This window comes from Citrobacter sp. Ce119 (genome assembly GCF_030334525.1).
Classification (GTDB): Bacteria; Pseudomonadota; Gammaproteobacteria; order Enterobacterales; family Enterobacteriaceae; genus Citrobacter; species Citrobacter europaeus.
Genome location: NZ_JAOWDR010000013.1, coordinates 59,964 through 84,121, shown reverse-complemented (window position 1 = coordinate 84,121; position 24,158 = coordinate 59,964). Strand labels below are relative to the sequence as shown.

The 24,158-nt window shown below is 53.9% G+C and carries 21 protein-coding genes; 5 read left to right on the top strand and 16 right to left on the bottom strand.

Annotation, left to right across the window (positions count from 1 at the left end):
• Nucleotides 1-50 precede the first annotated feature (50 nt).
• From OGV80_RS00875 to pmbA, 7 genes are all read right to left on the bottom strand, one after another.
• Nucleotides 51-695, bottom strand: coding sequence for a DUF4310 family protein (locus OGV80_RS00875; RefSeq protein WP_043018216.1), 645 nt, complete (start codon nucleotides 693-695; stop codon nucleotides 51-53).
• An 11-nt stretch (nucleotides 696-706) separates the two neighbouring features.
• A complete protein-coding gene (locus tag OGV80_RS00870) occupies nucleotides 707-1,483 on the bottom strand; it encodes a DUF4311 domain-containing protein (protein WP_043018215.1) in 777 nt (258 codons plus the stop codon).
• A gap of 22 nt (nucleotides 1,484-1,505) precedes the next feature.
• Nucleotides 1,506-1,805: a DUF4312 family protein gene (locus tag OGV80_RS00865; RefSeq protein ID WP_016151468.1), complete on the bottom strand. Its 300-nt coding sequence runs from the start codon at nucleotides 1,803-1,805 to the stop codon at nucleotides 1,506-1,508.
• Nucleotides 1,806-1,807: 2 nt separating this feature from the next.
• Nucleotides 1,808-2,170 carry an SFCGS family glycine-rich protein gene (locus tag OGV80_RS00860; RefSeq protein WP_003830384.1) on the bottom strand — a complete coding sequence of 121 codons (363 nt, stop codon included), beginning with the start codon at nucleotides 2,168-2,170 and terminating at the stop codon, nucleotides 1,808-1,810.
• A gap of 10 nt (nucleotides 2,171-2,180) precedes the next feature.
• Nucleotides 2,181-2,489, bottom strand: a complete 309-nt coding sequence (locus OGV80_RS00855; protein ID WP_016151467.1) for a PRD domain-containing protein — start codon at nucleotides 2,487-2,489, stop codon at nucleotides 2,181-2,183.
• Between the two features lie 330 nt (nucleotides 2,490-2,819).
• On the bottom strand, nucleotides 2,820-3,206 hold the full coding sequence (gene cybC, locus OGV80_RS00850; protein ID WP_043018214.1) for a cytochrome b562: 387 nt from the start codon (nucleotides 3,204-3,206) through the stop codon (nucleotides 2,820-2,822).
• 83 nt (nucleotides 3,207-3,289) lie between these two features.
• Entirely contained in the window at nucleotides 3,290-4,642 is a 1,353-nt protein-coding gene (gene pmbA / locus OGV80_RS00845) for a metalloprotease PmbA (RefSeq protein ID WP_286513240.1), read from the bottom strand.
• 95 nt (nucleotides 4,643-4,737) lie between these two features.
• Between pmbA and yjgA the strand changes: the two genes are divergently transcribed.
• Nucleotides 4,738-5,289, top strand: a complete 552-nt coding sequence (gene yjgA / locus OGV80_RS00840) for a ribosome biogenesis factor YjgA (RefSeq protein WP_087051760.1) — start codon at nucleotides 4,738-4,740, stop codon at nucleotides 5,287-5,289.
• A 99-nt stretch (nucleotides 5,290-5,388) separates the two neighbouring features.
• Here the strand turns inward: yjgA and mpl are convergent, their stop codons facing one another.
• Nucleotides 5,389-6,765, bottom strand: a complete 1,377-nt coding sequence (gene mpl / locus OGV80_RS00835) for a UDP-N-acetylmuramate:L-alanyl-gamma-D-glutamyl-meso-diaminopimelate ligase (protein WP_003830388.1) — start codon at nucleotides 6,763-6,765, stop codon at nucleotides 5,389-5,391.
• Between the two features lie 175 nt (nucleotides 6,766-6,940).
• Between mpl and fbp the strand changes: the two genes are divergently transcribed.
• A complete protein-coding gene (gene fbp, locus OGV80_RS00830; protein WP_016155536.1) occupies nucleotides 6,941-7,939 on the top strand; it encodes a class 1 fructose-bisphosphatase in 999 nt (332 codons plus the stop codon).
• Nucleotides 7,940-8,064: 125 nt separating this feature from the next.
• Here fbp and OGV80_RS00825 read toward each other — a convergent pair whose 3' ends face one another.
• From OGV80_RS00825 to ytfQ, 5 genes are all read right to left on the bottom strand, one after another.
• Entirely contained in the window at nucleotides 8,065-9,177 is a 1,113-nt protein-coding gene (locus tag OGV80_RS00825; protein WP_286513237.1) for a methyl-accepting chemotaxis protein, read from the bottom strand.
• A gap of 103 nt (nucleotides 9,178-9,280) precedes the next feature.
• Nucleotides 9,281-10,282: a galactofuranose ABC transporter, permease protein YjfF gene (gene yjfF / locus OGV80_RS00820; protein WP_008786036.1), complete on the bottom strand. Its 1,002-nt coding sequence runs from the start codon at nucleotides 10,280-10,282 to the stop codon at nucleotides 9,281-9,283.
• The gene (ytfT, locus tag OGV80_RS00815) at nucleotides 10,269-11,291 is read right to left on the bottom strand and encodes a galactofuranose ABC transporter, ATP-binding protein YtfT (RefSeq protein ID WP_087052317.1); all 1,023 of its coding nucleotides are present in this window, start codon (nucleotides 11,289-11,291) and stop codon (nucleotides 10,269-10,271) included. The genes yjfF and ytfT overlap by 14 nt, the downstream gene beginning before the upstream one ends.
• A gap of 13 nt (nucleotides 11,292-11,304) precedes the next feature.
• The gene (ytfR, locus tag OGV80_RS00810; protein WP_286513233.1) at nucleotides 11,305-12,807 is read right to left on the bottom strand and encodes a galactofuranose ABC transporter, ATP-binding protein YtfR; all 1,503 of its coding nucleotides are present in this window, start codon (nucleotides 12,805-12,807) and stop codon (nucleotides 11,305-11,307) included.
• 103 nt (nucleotides 12,808-12,910) lie between these two features.
• Complete coding sequence (gene ytfQ / locus OGV80_RS00805) at nucleotides 12,911-13,867, bottom strand: galactofuranose ABC transporter substrate-binding protein YtfQ (RefSeq protein WP_008786033.1); 957 nt, start codon at nucleotides 13,865-13,867, stop codon at nucleotides 12,911-12,913.
• Between the two features lie 309 nt (nucleotides 13,868-14,176).
• Here ytfQ and ppa point away from each other — a divergent pair, with 309 nt between their 5' ends.
• The 3 genes from ppa (at nucleotide 14,177) to OGV80_RS00790 (ending at nucleotide 18,069) form a co-directional block, all read left to right on the top strand.
• Entirely contained in the window at nucleotides 14,177-14,704 is a 528-nt protein-coding gene (gene ppa / locus OGV80_RS00800) for an inorganic diphosphatase (protein ID WP_005134479.1), read from the top strand.
• 198 nt (nucleotides 14,705-14,902) lie between these two features.
• Nucleotides 14,903-15,973, top strand: a complete 1,071-nt coding sequence (gene yncE, locus OGV80_RS00795; RefSeq protein WP_286513231.1) for a 7-bladed beta-propeller protein YncE — start codon at nucleotides 14,903-14,905, stop codon at nucleotides 15,971-15,973.
• Nucleotides 15,974-16,059: 86 nt separating this feature from the next.
• Nucleotides 16,060-18,069 (top strand): TonB-dependent receptor domain-containing protein, encoded by a 2,010-nt coding sequence (locus OGV80_RS00790; protein WP_043018208.1) that lies wholly within the window; start codon nucleotides 16,060-16,062, stop codon nucleotides 18,067-18,069.
• Nucleotides 18,070-18,126: 57 nt separating this feature from the next.
• Here OGV80_RS00790 and OGV80_RS00785 read toward each other — a convergent pair whose 3' ends face one another.
• The 3 genes from OGV80_RS00785 to tamA are packed head-to-tail and all read right to left on the bottom strand — an operon-like array spanning nucleotide 18,127 to nucleotide 23,980.
• On the bottom strand, nucleotides 18,127-18,471 hold the full coding sequence (locus OGV80_RS00785; protein WP_003025723.1) for a gamma-glutamylcyclotransferase family protein: 345 nt from the start codon (nucleotides 18,469-18,471) through the stop codon (nucleotides 18,127-18,129).
• Nucleotides 18,472-18,473: 2 nt separating this feature from the next.
• Entirely contained in the window at nucleotides 18,474-22,250 is a 3,777-nt protein-coding gene (gene tamB / locus OGV80_RS00780) for an autotransporter assembly complex protein TamB (protein WP_286513227.1), read from the bottom strand.
• Nucleotides 22,247-23,980 (bottom strand): autotransporter assembly complex protein TamA, encoded by a 1,734-nt coding sequence (tamA, locus tag OGV80_RS00775; protein ID WP_043018206.1) that lies wholly within the window; start codon nucleotides 23,978-23,980, stop codon nucleotides 22,247-22,249. The genes tamB and tamA overlap by 4 nt, the downstream gene beginning before the upstream one ends.
• Nucleotides 23,981-24,158: the final 178 nt, after the last annotated feature.

The window sequence follows — 24,158 nt, the reverse complement described above, 5'->3', positions numbered from 1 at the left end:
CCTTTGCCGGATGGCGGCGCAACCGCCTTATCCGGCCTGCAAATCAACAGTTAGCTAATGGCAATCGGGAAGAGGGAACCGAGGATCATTGCCCCGAGGATCGCCCCGCCGGTAATCGGTTTTTGCCACAGGTAAAACAGCAGCGCACCCACCAGAGAACCGATTCCGATAGGAATAGAAGCCGTCATCGCGCTGAGGATAATCAACGGTCCGAGGAAGCGGCCGGAGGCGTTACCAGCCCCCATCATGACGTCCGCACCGTAGGTTGAGTCGCTCTGGTTGATGGTGAACTTACGCGCCAGAATGATGATGTAGCCAATCGCCAGGCCAATCACCAGACCGGTAACCAGCGAAGCTGCGAAATTGGCGACCGGGAAGATAATGCCCGCGCCCAATAACAGCGCCGGAACACCTAACCCGACCCCGGTCTGAATCGCCCCGCCAATGTCCAAAATCCCTACCAGCGAACCTTCAATGATGCGGGCAAACAGGAAACTTGCGCCAAATGCCGCCACCGCCCCGTAGGAGCCGGTGTCCATTCCCGCCTTCAGCATCGCCACAAAAGCCACTTCGTTAAATGCGCCAATACCGTACAGGTAGTACATGTGCGTTCCGGCAAACACGCCGGATGAGAGCAGGCCAACGAAGATCGGGAACGACCAGTCAGCGAACCAAAAACCTTTATTCTGTTCCATGATGGCCTCCGTTATTTGCCGCTGAGCGAGTTGTGGATAAGTTCGAGCCAGTTAGGCACGGTCAGATGGAAGGATTCGATCATCTTCATGTCGAAGCCGCGGAAGAAGCCGCTCAGGACAAACAGCGCGACGATAGCCACCATCATCACTTTTGTGACGTGGTTCCAGCCGCTCTCTTCAACGCCTTTACCGATCAGAATACCGAGGACCAGCCCCGGGACGGCGTTGCCCATGATCAGCTGCGCCGCACCGCCAAAGACGGTGGCCCAGAAACCGGATTTCTTACCGGCATCAATCGCCGCCAGCCAGAAAATCACCGGCATCACGGTGTTAACCAGCAGGTTAGCCGCAGGCACCAGCACCTTGACGGCGGTAACTTGCAACGCTTCCGGTACCGATGACGCCGTGAGGTTCAGGAAGGTCACGACAATCATCCCGATAACGCCACAGGCAATCGCCATGCGCTTAGGATCGTGCAGCGTTTCACCGACGTTGCGATTTTTAATCATCAGCGCGGCGGCGCCCCAGTTGGGGATGATGCGATGGTCGACGTCCTGCGTGAACGCCCCTGCCGCAACGGAGGAAGCCCAGGCGTTAAAGAAGAAGCCCAGGCCGAACGAGAAGTGAGAAGCCGGATCCCCTTCGCAGGAATTCAGTTCTCCCAGAGTACGAAACGCGCCCATCCCTTGAGTGGTAGGCGCATGAAACATGCGTGCAGCCCCAGCGCCGACACCGACGCCAACCAGGCCACCGATGATGAGCGATTTTATTAATATTATCAGGAACATAATTATGCCTTTTAATAAAGAATCAGCGTTGCGTAACGAAATCCACCTTGTCGAGATTGATGGCAGTCACGTTGACGGTCACGTCCAGCTCCACGCTGAAGGTGCGTCTTTCCCGGCGTAAAAAGAGGAACAGAAACGCCTCTTTGCGCACCGATTCACGCGCTTGAACAACCTGCACATCCTGTGGCTCAATACGCAGTAAGATATGCGGCGACGCTTTCATCACCGCCGCCTGAACGTGGTTCAGGGCATCGGCAAAGGCGCGCGCTTTGGCCTCGCCCTTGCCAGTGACTCTCACCGTGGTGGTGAATTGTTCTTTCATACTTAAGCGCCGTGTTTCTTTTGCCACGCCTGCACCAGGCGCTCACCGAGCTCTTCTTTGTCCATAAAGCCGAATCCCAGTACGTTGCACCCTTCGTTGATGGCGGTTACCCCTTCATCGACCGAGCGCATGCCGTATTTCGCCTTGTAGCCGTATTTGGTCTGCGCGGTAATCGCACCCGCACCACCGCTGCCGCAAAACGAGATACCAAAGGTGGCGTTTTCCGCTTTCATCACGTCACCCAGCTTCATATCTGCTGCAACGCCCGGCACCACAACCGCACGGCCGCCCGCTTTCTCAACGCCTGCCGCCACTTTCTGGCCTTTACCCAGACGATCGCCAATCACTACGGTAATCTGTTCCATCTTTTGCTCCTTAAAGGTTGTCTTTCGCGACTTCGAAATGCACCGACAGCAGCCAGGCCTCTTCCTCGGGAAGATTGCCAAACTCGGCGACCACGTCGCGGGCAAGCGCCATTGATTCGGCAGAAATTTCATCAAACAAGCTGGCATCGACTTCTGGTAAGGGTTCACCCGTTACCGAGCGGTGCGCCATGGCGCGAACATGCGATGTCAGCATCTGTTCCTGTACGGCGTTGGGAATAATGTGGCGTTCACGCAGCAAGGCATACACCTGCGCCAGCATGCGGTCGGCCAGTTCCACCGATTCCCCCATGTCATTCATTACAGCTCCGTTATTCACTCGTCTTACCCCACTAATGGCTCTGAGGGTAAATTAACGGTGGGGGTTAAAAGTTTGTAGCGAGTTGTTTTCCACTTCGAAGTGGAAAGGCGCGCAGCGATAGTGATCCGTGCCGCAAAAAGGGCCGTGACCACGATTTATCACTGGAAGAATGTGATTGAGATCGCAAGAGTGAGCAGAAAAATGGAAGGAAATGCGAATAATGAATGGACGATAAAAATGAAAAAATGTGATGGGGATAGCGTTTACTTATGGGAGGCAGTAGCGTGATGGCTTGTCCGGCCTACGGTTATGCAGGCCGGAAAGCGCAGATTAGCGGAACTTCTTGTGGTTTTCGTTGCGCGTGGTTTTCAGCTCTTCCGCAACGGCTTTCGCCTCTTTGACTTTACCTTCGTTAGCCAGCTTCAGCGCGCCGTCAATCTGGCCGATCAGCGTGTCAAAACCGTGACGGAAATCCTTCATCTCCGGGCTGTCCGGGGATTTGTTTTCCAGCTTCGGCGGCGTGCCTTTTTGCGCGTCCAGCGCGGCTGCGCGCATTTTGGTTAACGCGTCTTTCAGTTCAGTCGCATTATCCGTTTTTTCGACGATCTTCAGGTTATCGTTGAGGATCCCCATGTCATCTTCGAGATCGGCTGCAAACGCTGAAGAGCCAAAAACCAGCGTTGAAGCCGCGACGATCGCTAACAGGTGTTTACGCATTGCTCACTTCCTTTTTTATTATTAAAAAATAAACAAACGCCAGATACCCTCAATAATTCACACAGCTTGAAGTATGACGAGTATCACTGCCCGGCGATTTTCATCTCCGGTAACAAGACCGAACCACACTGGATATTACTACGCGTTTCAATATCGTTCCCCACGGTCACAATATTACGCCACATCTCTTTTAAGTTACCGGCGATGGTAATTTCACTCACCGGGTACTGAATTTCGCCGTTTTCGACCCAGAAGCCCGCCGCGCCGCGCGAGTAATCGCCGGTAATGCCGCTTACGCCCTGTCCCATCAGCTCGGTAACCACCAGGCCTGTGCCCATCTCTTTGAGCAACTGCTCGAAGCTTAGACCCTGTCCCGGAATTCGCCAGTTGTGGATCCCACCTGCATGACCGGTGCTCTTCAGCCCCAGCTTACGTGCGGAATAGTTGGTCAGCAGCCATTGGGTCAACACGCCGTCTTTAATAATGTCGCGGCGTTCGGTCCGTACGCCTTCGCTGTCGAATGGTGAAGACGCCAGCCCTTTGCGCAGGTGCGGATGTTCTTCAATGGTCAGCCATTCCGGCAGAATTTGTTTGCCCAGCGAGCCGAGCAGGAAGGTGGATTTACGGTACACCGAACCACCGGCGATCGCGCCAACCAGGTGTCCGAACAGTCCAGTCGCCACTTCATTGGCGAAAATCACCGGCGCTTTCATGGTGGACAGCTTACGCGGAGACAGGCGAGATAAGGTACGGCGAGCACAATCTGCCCCCACCCATTCCGGCGTTTGCAGATCGCCCATCGCCCGGCCAATGGTGTAGGCGTAATCACGCTCCATATCGCCATTTTCTTCCGCGATCACACAGCTGGAAAGGGAATGACGCGTGGAGCAGTAGCCCTGCAGCATGCCGTGGCTGTTGCCAAACACTTTGATGCCATAGTGGCTGTTAAAGCTGCCGCCTTCGGTGTTAGTGATACGCTTATCGGCCTGCAGCGCCGCCTGTTCAGCGCGGGCAGCCAGTTCGATAGCTTCGTCAGGGGACACTTCCGCCGGGTGGAACAGGTCTAGATCAGGCGCATCAAAGGCCAGCAGGTCTTTATCTGCCACGCCCGCGCACGGGTCCGGCGAAGTGTAACGTGCAATGTCCAGCGCGGCCTGCACGGTACGGGCAATCGCCTGCGGACTTAAATCGGTGGACGATGCGCTGCCCTTACGGTTCTGGTGATAAACCGTAATCCCCAACGCGCCATCGCTATTGAATTCTACGTTCTCCACTTCACCATAACGGGTGCTGACGCTAATACCCGTGGTCTTGCTTACAGCGACTTCCGCGCCATCCGACTTACCTGACGCTAATTCCAGTGCCGTCGAGACCGCTTCTTCCAGAATCTTACGCTGCGCTTCAACTTGTGAGATTACTTTCATCGCAAATGCCATAATGTAGAGAGAGTTTCTCTGAAGTCTAACAGAGAACCGTTTTTCAGTGCGCATCTTAACTGGTAACATTAGCCTCTTTTTTTAAGGAGCCTGACATGACTAAGCAGCCCGAAGACTGGCTCGACGACGTTCCCGGTGATGACATCGAAGACGAAGACGATGAAATTATCTGGGTCAGTAAAAGTGAAATAAAACGTGACGCCGAGGAGTTAAAACACCTGGGTGTGGAACTGGTAAAACTGGGGAAAAACGCGCTGGATAAAATCCCGCTTGATGCGGATTTACGTGCCGCGATTGAGCTGGCCCAGCGTATTAAGATGGAAGGTCGCCGCCGTCAGCTGCAGCTGATTGGCAAAATGTTGCGCCAGCGCGATGTTGATCCTATCCGTCAGGCGCTGGATAAGCTGAAAAACCGCCACAACCAACAGGTCGTTGTCTTCCATAAGCTGGAGCAACTGCGTGACCGTATGGTTGACGGTAACGATGAAGCTATCGAAGAAGTGATGAACCTGTGGCCTGACGCCGACCGTCAGCAACTGCGTTCGCTGGTGCGTAACGCCAGGAAAGAAAAAGCGGGCAACAAGCCGCCAAAATCTTCCCGCCAGATCTTCCAGTATCTGCGCGAACTGGCGGAAAACGAGGCCTAACCTCTTCGTCTGCCGAAAGTGCCGGATGGCGGTGCAAATACCTTATCCGGCCTACGATCCTTTGTAGGCCCGGTAAGCGTAGCGCCACCGGGCATTTTTTTACTCTTCTTCTGCCTGAGCTTTCTTCGCCAGACCATCCAGCAGTTTTTGATGGATGCCGCCAAATCCGCCGTTGCTCATCACCAGAATGTGATCGCCAGGCTGTGCGGTTTTCACCACCATATCTGCCAGTGCATCCACATCGCCACTCCAGTGTGCCGGCTGAACGCAGGCTTCAGCGACTTCTGCTACCTGCCAGGGAATGTGCGGCGGTTGCAGCAGGAACACTTCGTCCGCACGCCCTAACGACGGCGCGAGGTCATCTTTGCACAGCCCCATTTTCATGGTGTTCGAGCGAGGTTCCAGCACCGCGATGATGCGCGCCGTGCCACCCACTTTACCGCGCAGCGCCGCAAGCGTTGCCAGAATGGCCGTCGGGTGATGGGCAAAATCGTCATACACCGTCACGCCATTGGCTTCGCCGCGAAGCTCAAGACGACGACGGGCGTTGATGAACGAGCCCAGCGCATTGGCCGCATCCGCAGGCACAACGCCAACATGACGCGCGGCTGCAATCGCCATCAAACCGTTGTGCATGTTGTGCTCGCCCACAAGGCCCCACTTCACTTCGCCGACTTTTTCACCGTCCAGCCACACTTCCCACTCGGAGGCATCGGTAGTGAGCTTTTTCGCCTGCCAGTGACCTTGTTCGCCCACCAGCTCTTGTTCGCTCCAGCAGCCCATCGCCATCGTCTGTTTCAGATTGATGTCGTTTTCCGGGTAGATGATGCGTCCCTGGCCCGGCACGATGCGCACCAGGTGATGGAACTGTTTCTGAATAGCTTTCAGATCGTCAAAGATGTCCGCGTGATCGAACTCAAGATTGTTGAGGATCAGCGTGCGCGGGCAGTAATGCACGAATTTAGAACGCTTATCGAAGAACGCGCAGTCGTACTCATCCGCTTCAATCACGAAGAAGTCGCTTTCGCCCAGACGCGCGGAAACCTCAAAGTTGCCCGGAACGCCGCCGATCACAAAGCCAGGCTTATAGCCGCACGCTTCGAGGATCCAGGTCGCCATTCCTGCGGTGGTGGTTTTGCCGTGCGTCCCCGCAACCGCCAGAACCCAGCGATCGCGCAATACAAAGTCATGCAGCCACTGCGGGCCAGACATGTACGGAATGTTCTTTTCCAGCACCGCTTCCACGCACGGATTACCACGGGTCATGGCATTACCGATGATCACCAGGTCCGGCTGCGGGTCGAGCTGGCTGGCGTCATAACCCTGAATTAAATCAATGCCTTGCTTCTCAAGTAAGGTACTCATCGGCGGATACACATTGGCGTCCGAACCGGTTACTTCATGACCGAGCGAGCGCGCCAGCATCGCCAGACCGCCCATGAAAGTGCCACAAATTCCCAAAATATGAATGCGCATACGTCACTATCCTTTTTTAATCTGGGGGCCATTTTACGCACATGTCCGGCAAGTGAGAAACGCATTTCAGGATATTCCGTAGTTTGCTGGCGCGATTCACCTAAGCGCAACAATGGAAATATTTGTTAATATTGTTGCGGTCGCTTTACTCCACATAAATTGCAGGGAAAGTGTTATGAAAACGTTAGGTGAATTTATTGTCGAAAAGCAGCACGAGTTTTCTCATGCTACCGGTGAGCTCACTGCTTTGTTGTCGGCAATAAAGCTGGGCGCCAAGATCATCCACCGCGATATCAACAAGGCCGGTCTGGTCGATATCCTGGGTGCCAGCGGTGCTGAGAACGTGCAGGGAGAGGTTCAGCAAAAACTCGATCTGTTCGCGAACGAAAAACTGAAAGCTGCACTGAAGGCGCGCGACATTGTGGCGGGCATTGCCTCGGAAGAAGAAGATGAAATCGTCGTCTTCGAAGGCTGTGAACACGCAAAATATGTTGTGCTGATGGATCCGCTGGATGGCTCATCCAACATCGATGTTAACGTCTCTGTGGGTACGATTTTCTCTATTTATCGCCGCGTAACCCCAGTCGGCACGCCGGTCACGGAAGAGGATTTCCTGCAGCCGGGCAACAAGCAGGTTGCTGCGGGCTACGTTGTTTATGGTTCTTCCACCATGCTGGTGTATACCACCGGCTGTGGTGTACACGCCTTCACCTACGATCCTTCTCTGGGCGTATTCTGCCTCAGCCAGGAACGTATGCGCTTCCCGGCGAAAGGCAGCACGTACTCCATTAACGAAGGCAACTACATCAAATTCCCGAACGGTGTGAAGAAGTACATTAAATTCTGTCAGGAAGAAGATAAGTCAACCCAGCGCCCGTACACCTCGCGCTACATTGGCTCTCTGGTTGCGGATTTCCATCGCAATCTGCTCAAAGGCGGGATCTACCTGTACCCAAGCACCGCCAGCCACCCGCAAGGCAAGCTGCGTCTGCTGTACGAATGCAACCCGATGGCCTTCCTGGCCGAACAGGCGGGCGGCAAAGCCAGCGATGGTAAAGAACGCATTCTGGATATCACCCCGGAGAGCCTGCACCAGCGCCGCTCCTTCTTCGTGGGTAACGACCACATGGTTGAAGATGTAGAACGCTTTATCCGCGAGTTCCCGGACGCGTAAACGCCATATCCCGGTCTACTGCACGTTGTAGGCCGGATAAGCGAAGCGCCATCCGGCACGATGCGGTGATATTGCCGGATGGCGGCGTAAACGCCTTTATCCGGCCTACAAAATCCATCGTTCGGTTAGGCTGTTTGTAGTTTAAATACGGCCATGGCTTCGATTAGCGCTGAAGACTGCTCTTCCAGCGAACGGGTAGCCGCAGAAGACTGCTGTACCAGCGCCGCATTTTGCTGCGCCGTTTCATCCATCTGAATTACCGCAATATTTACCTGCTCAATACCGCGACTCTGTTCCTGGGAGGCGCTGGCAATTTCACGCATCAGTTTGGTCATGCACATCACTTCATTGGCGATCTCATCCATGGTTTCCCCCGCCTGCTGCGCCAGCTCGCTGCCTTCCCCCACGTGGGTGTGCGAATCGCTGATTAACGTGCGGATCTCTTTGGCCGCCTCGGCGCTGCGGCTGGCCAGATTACGTACTTCACCAGCAACGACCGCAAAGCCCCGCCCCTGCTCGCCGGCGCGCGCCGCTTCAACGGAAGCATTGAGCGCCAGGATATTGGTCTGGAAAGCAATACCGTCGATTACGCTGAGGATGTCGGCGATTCGGCTGGAACTACCGGAAATATCGCGCATTTTCTCGATCACATAACACACCATTTCGCTACCGCGATCGGCGGTATCCGACACCGATTTTGCCAGCTGATGCGCCTGTTCCGCGTTCTGCGCATTCTGTTTCACGGTCGCTGTGAGTTCTTCCATACTGGCGGCGGTTTGCTCCAGCGAAGTGGCTGTCGATTCAGTGCGTTGTGCCAGATGCTGGTTCCCGGCCGTCAGTTCACGACTGCCAATATCAATTTGCGAGCTGGCATCACGTACGCGTTGTACCGAGTCGGCCAGCGCATGGCGCATTTCATCCATCGCTGCGTTCAGGCGGTTGAATTCGGCGCTGGCCGACAGCGCAGCAACCGACGATAAATCTCCCATCGCCAGACGTTCCAGTTGCTCAACTATGTTATCCAGCGGTTTGAGGAACTTATTTCGCAGCATAAACCAAATAACCGCCAGCAATGCGATAGCCGCCAGCATCGCTGCGCTCATAATACCTTGGTAAATCAATGAAGTAATGACACGAGTAGAGGCATATAGCCCCATTCCGCCGGTCAGTAACAGAAGGAACGTCAGCAGAGACAATAACACCAACAAACTTGATCGAATTGAAAGGGATTTTGGCATTGTTATATTTCCGGTTGTAGGGTTAAAACAGACCTGTACAGAACCTATCGACTACAACCGGAAAAAGTTTAGATATTTAAATGTTTTGTGAAAAATCAGGATGTTACTTTGGTGTTGCCGCCGTACCTACTCGGGTAACTGGCGAGCTTTGACGATTTTCCCAAAGCACCGTCAGGCCGCGCTGTAAGGCAATAAAAATAAACAACAAAATACCAATCGCGATCTTCGTCCACCAGGAACTTAATGTGCCGTCAAAATTAATGTAGGTCTGAATCAGTCCTTGAATGGCGACGCCAAACAACGTGCCTAATACCGTCCCGACCCCGCCGCTCAGCAGCGTTCCGCCAATCACCACCGAGGCAATCGCATCCAGCTCGACGCCAACGCCCGCCAGCGCATAGCCCGCCTGGGTATAAATGGAAAAAACAATGCCGGCAAGTGTGGCAAGCCCGGTAGACAGCATATAGATACGAATGGTGGTGCTGCGGGTTGAGATGCCCATCAGGTTGGCAGAGGTGGCGTTGCCGCCAATCGCGTAAACCTGATTACCAAAGCGCGTACGGTGCGCCAGGAATATGCCAATGACGACAACCGCCAGCATCAGCAATCCCATCGCGCTCAGGCGACCACCGCCGGGAATTTTCCATGCCAGGCTTGAGAGCGTGTCATAAACCGGATGGTTAATCGGGATGGATTCTTCTGAGACCAGATAACTGACGCCGCGCAGGAAGAACATTCCCGCCAGAGTAATGATGAATGCTGGGATCTTCAGCGCATCAATCAGTAACCCCATAAACGCGCCAAACGCGCAGCCCATCAGCAAAACCAAAGGGAACGCCAGCAGCGGGGAAATGCCCCAGTAGCCGATGGCTTTCGCCAGAAATACGCCGGTAAACGCGATCACCGAGCCAACGGAAAGGTCGATCCCGCCAGAGAGAATCACGAAGGTCATGCCGACGGCGATAATGCCTAAAAAAGCGTTATCGGTCAGAATATTGCAGATTACCCGGGTGGAAGCAAAAGCGGGAAACTGCGTCAGGCAGTAAAGGTAGCCCAGCACAAACACGCCGAGGGTGATCATCAGCGGTAAATTACGTTTTATCATGACCACGCACTCCTTTTATCAGGCTGATAAAGCGTTGTGATTGCACAATCAGCACACACAACACCACCACGGCTTTGACCACCTGATTCAGTTCCGGCTGGAAGCCCGACAGTAAAATCCCGGTGTTCATGCCCTGAATAATCAACGCGCCGATCACCGACAGCAGCAGATTAAAGCGCCCGCCCATCAGCGAGCCGCCGCCGATAACCACCGCGAGAATGGCATCCAGCTCCAGCCACAATCCGGCGTTATTGGCGTCTGCCCCGCGGATATCCGCCGTGACGATAATGCCAGCGATAGCCGCGCACAGGCCGCTCAGCACATAGGTGAGCATCACGATAATGCGAGTGTTCACCCCGGCATTTTTTGCCGCACGAATGTTGATGCCCACCGCTTCTATAAACATACCCAGCGCCGTTTTCCGCGTCAGCAGCCAGAACACCACCAGCGTGAGCAGTGCAATAATTACCGGCGTGGGGAACAGTAACAGCGAGCCGCTGCCAAACCATGAAAGTTCTGGCGAGTTGAAGGTGACGATCTGCCCGGAAGTGATGAGCTGCGCCACTCCACGCCCGGCCACCATCAGAATAAGCGTAGCGACGAAGGGTTGGATCTTGAGGATGGCCACCAGAATTCCGTTCCACAATCCCGCCAGAATGCCGGAGCCTAAGGCGGCAAGCAGCACCACAGGTAGACTGTGCCCGGCCACCGTCATCGCCGCAGTCGTCGCGCCGGCAATAGCCATGACGGCGCCCACGGAAAGGTCGATACCGCCGGTGGCAATCACCAGCGTCATACCAATCGCCAACAGCGCCACGGGCGCGGCGCGGTTGAGAATATCAATCGGGCTGCCGAACAGCCGACCATCCTGCAAAATCACCTGGTAGAAGTGCGGCGCGACCAGGCTATCCACCAGCAGCACCAGCAGCAACGCCACCAGTTGCGGCATCCCCTTTGGCCAACGGAACCGCCGTTTAGGTGGATTGGATTGAGGGAGAGATTGAGGCATCACCATAGTCTCCTTAGGCCGCAATGGCATTCATGATCGCCGGTACGGACAGTTCAGCCAGTGGGATCTCAGCCACCTGTTTGCGATCGCGCATAATAATGACCCGATCGGCATAACCCACTAACTCTTCCAGTTCGGATGAAATCACCAGCAGCGCCAGACCATCCGCGCACAGCGTTTCGATCAGGCGGATGATCTCCGCATGTGCGCCAACGTCGATCCCGCGCGTGGGTTCATCGAGGATCAGGAACTGCGGTTTGGTCAATAACCAGCGCGAGAGCAATACTTTTTGCTGATTGCCGCCGGAGAGAAATTCGATCGGCTGTTCAGCGTTGGGGGTGCGAATACCAAGCTGGCGAATAAAACGCTCGGCAATCTCGTTTTGTTCTTTCCGTGATACAGGTCGCAGCCAGCCGCGCTGCGCCTGCAACGCCAGAATGATGTTTTCCCGCACCGAAGCGGCGGCGATAATGCCATCCGTTTTGCGATCCTCCGGACAGAAACCGATCCCCAGACACGAAGCCTGATGCGGCGATCGTAAGGTCTGTGGTTTGCCTTTGATCAGCGCAGTGCCGCTGTCGGCGGGTTTAATACCGAAGATCACCTCCGCCGTTTCCGTTCGCCCGGATCCCAGTAGTCCGGCGAGACCGACGATCTCACCGGGACGCACCTGCAAATCAAACGGCGCGATGGTGCCTTTCTTGCCAAAGCCGCTAAATGCCGCCACCGGTTTATCACTCAGCAAGGTGCGTCCCGCACGCTGTAGCGCATGGGTGTCCAGTTCGCGGCCCAGCATCATTTTGACCAGTTCGATTTGCGGTAATTCCCGGGTTTCACGGCAGCCAACGAAGCCGCCGTTACGCAGAACGGTAATGCGATCGCTGACCTGATAAACCTGATCGAGGAAGTGGGTGACGAAGATCAGACTGACGCCCCGATCGCGCAGATGTCGCATCAGGCCGAACAGCATTTCAACTTCCTGGGTATCGAGGCTGGCGGTAGGTTCATCGAGGATCAGCACTTTCGCGGAGAGATCGATCGCCCGACAGATGGCGACGATCTGTTGCATCGCCACGGAAAAACGGTTCAGCGGTTCGCGTACGTCGAGGGAAAAACCGTATGACGCCATCAGCTCCGTCGCGCGTTTTTCCATCTGCTTGCACTGAAGCAGGCCAAAACGCCGCGGCTCACGGCCAATAAATAAGTTATCCGCTACCGACATATTGGGCAGCAGGTTCACTTCCTGGTACACGGTGCCAATCCCCAGTTGCTGGGCATGGGCGGTGTTTTTGGGGGAGATCGGTTGGCCTTCGAGCCAGATAGTACCGCGATCGGCATGGTAAACACCGGTCAGCGCTTTGATGAGCGTCGATTTGCCGGCTCCGTTTTCTCCCAGCAGCGCCATAATCTCGCCACGACGCAAGCTGAAATCCACGTTATCCAACGCTTTGACGCCGGGAAAGAATTTGCTTAATCCTTCGGTGCGGAGGATTTCCTGATATTGGTCGGTGGTCATGGTTCCCCCTGCATCACGCCGGATGGCGCTACGCTTATCCGGCCTACAAAAGAGCGTAATGTAGGCCGGGCAAGCGCAGCGCACCCGGCATTTTCATGAAGGCTTAGTAGCCCATGTTTTTCTTCTTCTCTAACTCTTCTTTCGCCGTATCCGGCAGATAGAGGATCGACTTGGTAATGGTCAGCTTCTCAGGCATCGTGCCGTCTTTTTTGAATTTCTCCAGCGCGTCGAATGCCGGACCAGCCATATTCGGCGTCAGCTCGACGCTGGCGTTGGCTTCGCCGTCAATCATCGCTTTGTAGATATCCGGTACGCCATCGATGGAACCGGTGAGAATATCTTTGCCAGGTTTCAGGCCCGCTTCTTTGATCGCCTGAATCGCACCGATCACCATGTCATCATTGTGGGCGTAAACCATGCAGATGTTCTTGCCGTTGTTTTCCGCTTTGATAAAGCTCTCCATCACTTCTTTCCCTTTACTGCGGGTAAAGTCGCCGGACTGAGAGCGGATAATTTTGATGTTTGGCGCATTAGCGATAGCTTCAGCAAATCCTTTTTTACGATCGATAGCCACGCTGGCCCCGACGGTCCCTTGCAGCTCAACGACGTTACACGGCTTGCCGTCCACTTGTTTAATCAGCCAGTCACCGATCAATTTACCTTCCAGCACGTTGTCGGCGGTGACGGTGGTCATATAGAGAGATTTGTCTTTTACATCGATGGAACGATCGAGCAAAAAGACCGGAATGTCGGCATCTTTAGCTTCTTTTAAAACCGGCTCCCAACCCGTTGCCACGACCGGCGCAATAAAGATGGCGTCGACGCCCTGCGCAACAAATGAGCGGACTGCTTTAATCTGGTTTTCCTGCTTTTGCTGGCCGTCAGCGATTTTCAGAGTAATACCACGCTTTTCGGCCTCGCTTTTCGCGACGTTGGTTTCTGCGGCGCGCCAGCCGGATTCAGAGCCAACCTGCGAAAATCCTACGGTTAAAGGGGCTGCCATTGCCATAGACGACATGGCTGCCGAAACTGCTGTGACTAAAAGTAAGCGCTTCCACATAAGTGCGTCCTCGTAGGGTGATTATTGTTGGTTAATTAACCGTTGCGAAAAAACTATAGACAATTGAGCATGTAACGGATTGCGTTACATCACACTTCAAAAAAGTAAATAAAACGTTAATCACAACTTTGTAATCGCTTTCATCTAGCTATGAAAAATGCGGCTGAAGATATGGATTTTTCTGTCACTACAGAGAAGTAAAAAGAAGAAAATGCGCGCAGAGAAAGCGAAAACAAGCGGAGACATTCAGCGCGAGTTGGCTATAATACCCGCCACTTGTTTGCCATAGCTTATTTAAAGGAAACAGACATGAGCTTACTCAACGTCCCTGCTGGTAAAGACCTGCCGGAAGATATCTACGTTGTTATCGAGATCCCTGCCAACGCAGATCCGATCAAATACGAAGTTGACAAAGAGAGCGGCGCCCTGTTCGTTGACCGCTTCATGTCCACCGCGATGTTCTATCCGTGCAACTACGGTTACATCAACCACACCCTGTCTCTGGACGGTGACCCGGTTGACGTTCTGGTCCCGACTCCGTACCCGCTGGAGCCAGGTTCAGTGATCCGCTGCCGTCCGGTTGGCGTACTGAAAATGACTGACGAATCCGGTGAAGATGCGAAACTGGTTGCGGTACCGCACACCAAGCTGAGCAAAGAATACGATCACATCAAAGATGTGAACGACCTGCCGGACCTGCTGAAAGCGCAGATCACCCACTTCTTTGAGCACTACAAAGATCTCGAAGCGGGCAAATGGGTAAAAGTTGACGGTTGGGACAACGCTGAAGCTGCTAAAGCTGAAATCGTTGCTTCCTTCGAGCGCGCGAAGAAGTAAGTTCGCGTTAGCGTATAGCCCTGAACGCCAGCCTCTGGTTAGTAAGGGTTTTTTAATTCCTACTTTCTTTTCACCTCCCCTTCGCTGTTTTCTTTTTGACCTACCAGAATGGGTAGTCACATTTCATTTATCTTAATTGCGAATGAGATTAGATCTCATTATCATCTTCGGCATGTAAATAAATGTGAATAAAAGTCAATGAACCTCCATAATGTGAAGTCCCTGAAACGCTATTCCTGTGTGGCGCTCGCCACAGCACTGTTATTTACCAGCCTGTCCAGTATGGCGCAGACGCTACCTGAGAAAGATTTTCTGACCCGCGACATCGGTAACGGCGTGTATGAACTGGCGGTTGATAGTCAGCAGAATGCGCTTTTTGCCGCCTCCTCGCCGTCGTTCGATAAAGATAAAACCCGCGGGCTTATCTACAAACTTGACCTGGAGAAGCTCACGACGACTGAAGTCATCGAAACCAGCCGTCGTGCCTTTGCCACTGCCCTGGATGAAGAAAGCCAGGTGCTGTACGTGGGCAACACGCTGGAAGGTTCAGTCACGCTAATCGACACCCGCAGCGGTAAAGAGCTGGCGATACTGCAACTGAGCGAAGCTGAAAATCCGAAAGATATTATCCATACCCGTGAAATGGTGCTCGATAAACAGCATCACCGCCTTTACGTTTCCGGCGTGGCTGAAAAGGGGATTGTCTGGGTAGTGGATACGCAAAAGCGTGAGAAAATCGCCACCCTTGAAAACATGGGCCAGTACCCGACAGGCATGGCCGTCGATGCAAATAAGAACCGCCTGTATGTCGTAAATGGCCGTAACGAACTTATTACACTGGATACCACCAACCATCAAATTATTAGCCGCTTTAGCATTGAGCCAGGCAAAAAACATTTTTTCCTGAATATTGCTTTGGATGCAAAAAATAATCGCGCATTCCTGACCGATCCTGATTTAGCGGATGTACTGGTTGTTGATATTAATAACGGTAAGGTTATTGCACCCATTAAAGTTATCAATTCGCTGGCGGTGATATATAACGAAAAACGCCAGGAAGTTTATATCACCCACCGTAATGCAAAGCGCATCAGCATTGTGGACAGCAAGACTTATCAGGTAAAACAAAGCATTGAAACCAATGCCCTACCTAACAGCCTGGCGCTCTCGGCTGATGCCAACACCCTGTATGTCAGCGTCAAACAGCCGGAAAAAATGACCGGAGTGAAGCCCGACTACGTACTGAAAATCGATCTCTCTAAATATTAATAATTAAAAACGCTTCTTACACCTTGCAGCTTTTCCGGGTTGCAAGGTGATGCTTTTATTTTTTTACTTTTCAGGTGTCTTATATTATGAAAACGCGTCAACTTATTACGCTGACAGGGATCGTTGCATTCTCAGGCGGTGTTATTTTCCCCACTCAGGCAGAAGAACTCACCGAAACCTCACGCAATAATGAAGATGAAATGGTGATCACCGCATCCGGGTTCTCGCAGCAAAAGCGCGAAGCGCCGGCCACCATTTCCGTTATCGATCGTAAAACGTTGGATATTCAGCCGGACCGTAGCATTGGTGAAGCGATTAAAAACCTTCCTGGCGTCTCGGTTACCAACAGCAGCGGCATGAACGCTGGCAGCATTATGATCCGCGGCATGGACCCTTCTTATACCGCTTTTATGGTCAACAGCGTCAAACAAAATACCGGTGAATCTCGTCCTTACGGACATGATATCGGTACTGAAGCCAACTTCTTACCGCCAATGGAGGCCATTGAGCGTATCGAAGTTATCCGCGGGCCAATGTCCTCGCTGTACGGCTCAGATGCCATCGGCGGTGTGGTCAACGTTATTACCAAAAAACCGTACGGCGCAAAAGAGTGGACAACGGCAATCGCCGCCAATACCTGGCTTCAGGAACACCAGTATTTGGGTAATACCAGCCAGATGAATCTGTTCACCATGGGGCCGATTGTGCCCGATGTTCTGGGCCTTAGCGTGGCGGCCGACTGGCTCGACCGTCGCGATGACGATCGCAATAACTATTTCGGCAAACACAACCGTAAATCCGTTGATATGACGCTGGGCCTGGCCGCCAGCGAAAATAACCTGTTTGATCTCAACGTGGTCACCGGTGAGCAGGAGAAAAACCGTACTCAGAAACGCGGCGCACCGTGGTCATGGCTGTTCGATCGTAATGCCGCCACTCTGACGCATACCGGCTGGTATGCAGACGACACCATCGCGACGACCAACTACATAAATTATGAAAAAGGCCGTTCGAAGTACGTTTATGACGGACAGTCGCCGCAGTATGTGCAGATGGAGAACTACGTCGCCAATTCGCAAACTACCTTCACGCTCGACAACCATAAACTGACCGTTGGGGCGAATTTTACCCGTGAAGAGCTGAATGACAGATTTGATGTGGCCAACAAAACGCTGCCCGGATCTGAGCCCGTGACCAAAATCAGCCGTAACGGTTGGGCATTGTTTGCTGAAGACGGCTGGAGCATTGACGATTTTATCCTGACCACTTCAGCCCGTATGGATCAGGATGATAACTTTGGCACGCATATCACGCCAAAAATGTACGGTAACTGGGCCTTCAGCAATGACTGGGCGCTGAAGGGCGGCGTTTCCGCAGGCTATAAAAAACCAGAGCTGCGTGCGACATCCAGTAACTTCGTCACCCCATATGGCTCGACCGTACCTTATCCCTTCCTGACAGTCGGTAACGACGACCTGAAACCTGAACAAAGCGTTAACTCTGAGCTGGGCCTCTACTGGACGGGGGATGCGCTGTCGCTGGATAGCACCGTCTTCTACACCCAGTTCAAAGACAAAATTGCCGAACAAACTATTTGCGAAACCACGTCGACGAATCAGTGCTCCGTGAATGGCTACAAAGCCGATTCCGTCAGTAAATACTTCAACGTTAGCAAGGCGGACGTTTACGGCATAGAACTTAATGCCGACTGGCAGATTAGCGCCGATGTGAAAGCCAACGCTAACTACACCTGGAACCACAGCGAACAGAAAAGCGGCGTGAACAAAGGCTACGCGCTCAATGATTATCCGCGCCATATGGCGAACCTGTCGCTGAACTGGGCGGCAACGCAGAGCCTGGACGTATGGAGTACGGTGAATTATCGCAGCAGTAACCGCAACAGCGGCAATAACTATAAGTACGATGACTACACGATGGTCGACGTAGGCGTACGTTATAAGCTCAATAAGCACACGCAACTGATGGCAGGGGTCTACAACGTGCTGGATGAGGATCCGAAACTGACAACCGCGTGGAATGAATCCGCGCAGGTAGAAGGACGCCGCTATAACCTCGGCGCGCGCGTGGAGTTTTAAGCCTTTAATAAACAACGCCACCCGAAGGCGGCGTTGTTTATTCTCGTAGGCGATATATCAGTACTGGTCTCTGTCTAACCAGTTACCGCTTTCAATCAGCGTTAAGCCATCAACCGGACGTTGGTACACGTACATCCATGCACTTCCGTACGGCGTTTGAATTAACTGGCGTGCGTATTCACCGCCGCGGGTACGCAGAGCGTCAAGCTCTGCCAGCGTGGCGTTATCAATACGATAAACTTCCCCGTGTACTGTCCCATTTCCCGGAACGGCGCCTGGATAGTGGCCCAGGCTGTACAACTGGTAGTTGTCGATACTGAAATTTCCCAGCAACAGGGCATTGGTCATCCAGTGGCTGTTGCCTTGTTTGGTTCGTAAACTGCCGTAGACAAATATTCGCATTGCTAAAACTCGAACTGATAGAGCAAATCAAGTGCCTGATCTACGCCAGACACTGCTTCCAGATATAGCTTAGGCATCAGGCGATAACGTAGCGTGAGTGTCGCTAAGGAGTCAAATATACCCACACCATATTTCACCTGCAGACCTGGCAGTACGTATCCGCTGACAACCACCTGAGATGAGTCGCCCACCCCTTGCGTGTCCAGTGCCAGATTGCTTACGCCAAATGTCTCCCCGATTTTACCCACAACCTGACCACTTTGTGCAACCCCCAGACCAATAAGCATTGAGGTCATCGCCGCGCTGTCGCTCTGTTCGCTATCAAGTCCTTGTCCGCGTAACAGGTAGGAAAGCGCCATTTGCTGCGACATTGCCGGGTCAGAGAAGATCTCCGCCTTCGGTTCATCGGCTGTACCGGTGACGCGAACGCCAGCGATCACGTCGTCTTCGGTGGCATCCGGGTTACGAATTGCCTCGATATTGAGTAACGGCTGATCCGGCGGACCGGAGAACAATAGCTCGCCCTTACGCACAATCAGATCCTGACCATAGGCATGGAAGCGCCCGCTCGGAATATTTATCTGTCCGTTCAGCCCCAGCCCTTGCTTATCCTGCACCACTTTCAGATCGCCCGTCAGACGCGCTTTCAGACCAAAGGCGTCAATACGCACGTTGTTGCCAACGTGGATGTTCAGGTTACTGTTGATCGGAATGCCGGCTGTCTGCGGTTTCTCCGGCTGCAGATTGTTGTTAAGCATGACCATATCGCTGGAAACCCCAACCGCGCTCTCCGGCAGGTCGTGTACGACGATACGCGCCCACGGCACATCCACGTTGCCATCGAGAGTAAACAGGCTTGGCGTGGCTTCAAAGACCACGTCCGGCGATACGTCCAGGCGGACCATCGGCGGTACGGTAATACGTACCCTGCTGCCTTTAGCCGCGACGCGCGCCCGCCAGTTGTCTATTTGACTCCAGTCGGCGTCACCGCTCAGATTGATTTCTCCCTGCTGCGTGCGCACCACGCCCGCCAGCGTGGAGCGTGTTCCGGTGAAGTTAACGGCTAACTGGCTTGGCTGCATGTCAAACGGCATAAAGTTACCGTCGATATCCAGACCGCTCAGTTGCAGCTGTCCGAGCAGTTGCGGGCTTTGCACATCGCCGCCCAGACGCAGGTTGGCGTTGATCGTCCCAGCCGCTTTTTCGCCGCGCGAGAAAATGGGGTTCACCATCGCCAGATTGAAGTTGCGGATATTGACGTTACCGCCCAGGCTACGACGTCCTTGCGGATCCGTTACCTGCACCTGACCGTCAAACTGCCCGTTGTTGGTCAGGCGAATCAGCCAGCCCAGCTCGGCACGGTTATTGTGCAGGTCGGCGGTCAGATTCAGCGTTTCAAACGCCACAGGGAGCGGCGCATCGTTTACGCTTTGCGTGACCTTCACGTTACGTCCGGAAAGCGTGACCTGCCCCTGTGGCAGCCCCTCTTTAGTGGTGTCCCAGCTCACATCAGCTTTGCCGGTGAACACGCCGCTGGCCTGGGTTGTATCCGGCATAAACGGTTTTAACATCGCCAGGTCGAAGCGGTTAAGGTTCACCACCGCGCGTCCCGATGCGCCGGCATCAATGGTTTGCGGTACGCACAGTTCCGCATTCGGGTTGTTCCAGCAGTGCGGCCCAATGCTGATTTTTTGCTCCTGATTGCGGTAATCCAACGCGACAGAACGGTTGAGCGACCACGGACCGACCGGCGTCTGGAAGCGAGTATTGCTTAACGCCCCTTTCCAGCGCTGTTCTTTGCGATCAAAACTCCCCGCAAGGTCCAGTTGACCGGAAACCGGCTCACCCTGAATGCGCAACTGCAGCTCATGCTGCTTTTCACTGCCTTTGGCGTTGAGCGTCACCAGACCAATATTCACGTCAGGTTGTACAATCCGCTCTACGCGAACGTTGAGATTACCCGCGATTTGCTCGGCCGATTTCACGTCGCCTTCGACACGTACCTGAGCGATGGAAAGCGCCTGCCAGCGCAGACCGCGGGCGGTGATATCCGCCAGCAGCTGTGGCGCTTCAACCGTACCGCGAACTTTTACCAGCCCTTTCGCCGTCCCGCCTAATCCCGGTAGCGCGTTATCCAGGCTCGGTGCATCAATCGTCGCGTCGAGATTGAGGTCTTTGACCCCCAGTTCCCCTTTCACGTCCGCACTGTTGCGTCCCAGTTCCAGATGCAGGCCAGGGATCGTCCACTGCAGGTAGCTGTTCCCCTTCAGCGAACCGTTCACATTGACCTTGTTCTGCTTCACGTTGCCGGTCAGCTTCAGCTCCGGAACCTCCATCTGCCAGCTTCCGCCGTACAGACTGCCGCGCGTTTTCACCAGGCCATTCAGTTTTGACGGCCAGTCCGGGATCGCTTTCGCGGTATTGATACCATCCAGCGTTAACTCGCCGCGCCAGCTGATCGCCTGCTGCCAGTCCACCAGCGCTTTCAGCTCGGTTTTTCCTTCCAGCGCCGCAATGCTGAGTTTGTCGAGATTGATCTGCTGTTCGTTGCCTTTGGCGTCCAGCGTGATGGTAGCCGGAGGAATATCCTGCCCTTTCACGGCGGTACGCATCGACAGCGTATAGTCTGTCATCTTGCCGGTTAGTTTGAGCTTGATGTCATCGGCCTGGAACTGTTTGTCGCCGGTAAACGGCCAGTAAACCTGCTTACTCACCACCTCAATGTTGAGCGGCAATCCGGCTTCTGCCAGACGCGTCTGCGCCCGCAGGTCCATATCCACCGGACCAGACAAATTGACGCCGACTTCCAGCTGTTCACGCAGCGCGCCGCCGACCTTCAGCTTCACCTTTTCACCTTTTAACGGGTCGATGTTGAGTGTGCTGGTTAACGTAATATCAACCGGCCATGTGTCGGTGAGTTGCGCCGTGCCGCTGGCTTTTACCGTTCCCTGATTCGAGTCGATATCCAGCGCATCAAGCTTCATGTTGCCGTCAATGCTGCTCACTTTCAGCAGCATGTTATGTACCGTTAAATCTGTATCCCCGGTCACGCGCAACTGCTCGCCACGAAACTCTTCAATGTTGAGATTGAGCGGCAGATGGACATCGGTCATTTCCGGCAGCACCGGTTTTGAGAACAGATCTTTTAGCGTTTCGCCGAGCGGTTTTTCATCCGGCTGCGGGTTTTGAATCTTCGGTTCGACGACCTCTTCCTGCGCCACTTCGGCCACTTTAGGCAGGGCAATCAGCAGCCCCTGTAATGACGTTGGCTTCAGCGTCAGCGTTTTTTCCTGCCAGTTCAGGCCGGAGGTAAAATCCAGCACCGAAACTGTGGTGTCATCGATTTTGATGTTGATGTTGTTCAGCGCCACGCGCGAAAGCGTAATTGGGTAAGGCGTGGAAAGGTTGAGCGGACCGCTCTCTTCTTCTTCAACCGGCGCTGAGGGCGGCATCTTTTTGCTGTCGATCGCCACGTTGATGTTTTTCAGCGCCAGATCGTTGACGCACAGGCTGCTGTCCCACAGGCAGTTAAGCCCCACGGCCAGATGCACTTCACCAGCATTCACCGCCACGCCAGGCTGGTCGTAACGAATATTTTTGAGCGATAGATCCCGCCAGCCGCCGGTGACCTGACCAATTTCCAGACCCGGAACCCAACGATTAGCCGCTTTGAAGATCAGATGCAGGCCCGAGGTGGTGCCAACGAGGAACGCCACCGTGCCTAACAGCAGCAGGATAAAAATCAGCACGCCGAGGCTTATCTTCTTCCATAAACTCATAATTCAGGCCCCAGACCGATGTAAAACTGTAAACCATGTTCATCTTTGTCGCCGACAGGAACGGCAAAGTCGAGCTTGATGGGACCGACCGGCGATTGCCAGCGTACGCCGACCCCGGCGCCGGTTTTGAAATCGCTTTTGCGGATATCGCTGACCGCTTCGCCGCTATCGACAAACATCGCCCCCCACCATTTTCCGGTCACGTTGTACTGATATTCCAGCGAGCCGGTCGCCAGCTTCGAGGCCCCTTTCAGCTTGCCGTCGCTGCCTTCAGGCGAAATAGATTTGTATTTGTAACCACGAATGCTGCGATCGCCCCCGGCGAAGAAACGCAGATCCGGCGGCACTTTGTCGAAGTCGCCGGTTTCAATCCAGCCGAGGTTGCCACGCATCACAAAGCGGTGCCTGTCGTACAGCGTGCGGATCCAGACGTTTTGCGCCTGGAAGACGGAGAAATCAACGTCTGAACCCCAGGCCGTGTTGGAGTAATCAATAGAATAACGCTGAGAATCGCCCCACACAGGCATCAGGCCACCGCGCGAGCGCGTCCGGCTAATCATCACGCCTGGATAGAGCAGCATGGTGGTATTGGTGACGTTACCCTGAGTAAAGTGGTCAAGGCTCCAGCGCAGGTTAATCGCTCGCTGCCAGCCGCTGGAGAGATCCCAGTAGCGGGAAACCGCAAGCGTCGTGGAGTCCTGCTCGGTATCGTTTAAATCGGTACGCTTAAAGCCGCCCTGCACCAGGTAATACTGCTCCAGCGGGTTCTTTAACAACGGCATTTTATAACTGAAATCAAGAACCTGCTCTGGCGCCGAGATACTGGCGCTGGTGGTCAGGCTGTGGCCGTAGGAGTTCATCCACGGCTTTTTCCACGAGGTTTTTACCCGTGGCCCGACGTCAGTTGAATAACCGACCCCGGTTTCGATGGTGTTTTCGGTTCGCGGCGAGACCACGCCTTTTAGCGGCAGTACTTTGGTTTTGCGGGCTTTATCAAATTCCGGCGCGACGACCACAGAATTAAACCAGCCGGTCGCCGACAGACGACGGTTCAGTTCGCCCAGATCTTTCGACTCGTACTCTTCACCTTCTTTAAAAGGCACCAGATTTTGCAGGTACTCGTCGCGAATTTGCGAACCTTCAAAGGTGACATGTCCAAAGCGATAGCGTTCGCCGCTGTTGTAATCGATATCCCAGAACGCCTGGCGGCGCTCAAGCGCTATGCCAAGCTGGCTTTTATTAAATTCACTGTCGAAATAGCCTTTGCGCAGCGCCACGCTGGTGAGTGACTTTTTGAAGTTGTCATAGTCCCCCTGATTCAGCACGGTGCCAATTGCCGGCCGCGTTTTCAGCAGATCGAGATAATCTTTGTCCGTACGCGCGCCACCGCGCAGAATCACCTCGGTGCCGCCAATCAGCACCGGCTCGCCAGCATTCACTTTGGCAATCAGCACCTGACGTCCTTTCGCCGGCGGCGGACGCAGTTCGAAATCAATGGTTGGCTCAAAGTAGCCCAGCGCCTTTAGCCCTTCGCGGATGGCATCATCAACGCGCGCACGAAAGCGTCGGTCCGGAGTGACTTCATCACTTTGAATCGTGGACAGCTGCGCACGGACGTTTTTCTCCAGCGGTCCTGATAATCCTTCGACCTGTAAGCGAACATTCGCGGCGGCGGCGGAGCCACTTAAGCACAGTAATCCCACCCAACATAACTGACGGATATGTGGCACATTTTCTCCTGAATATCCTTTTTTCCCACCCCTGGAAAAAAATACTATGCCGTTCCTCGGCTTAACAAAAAATCAACAATAAGAGTTGAAAAACAGACGACAACCCAAATATTTCTTATGTTTAACTCTAGACGTATTCACGCCGTTTATTGTGGGCAAAGACGCGTCTCGTTACAAC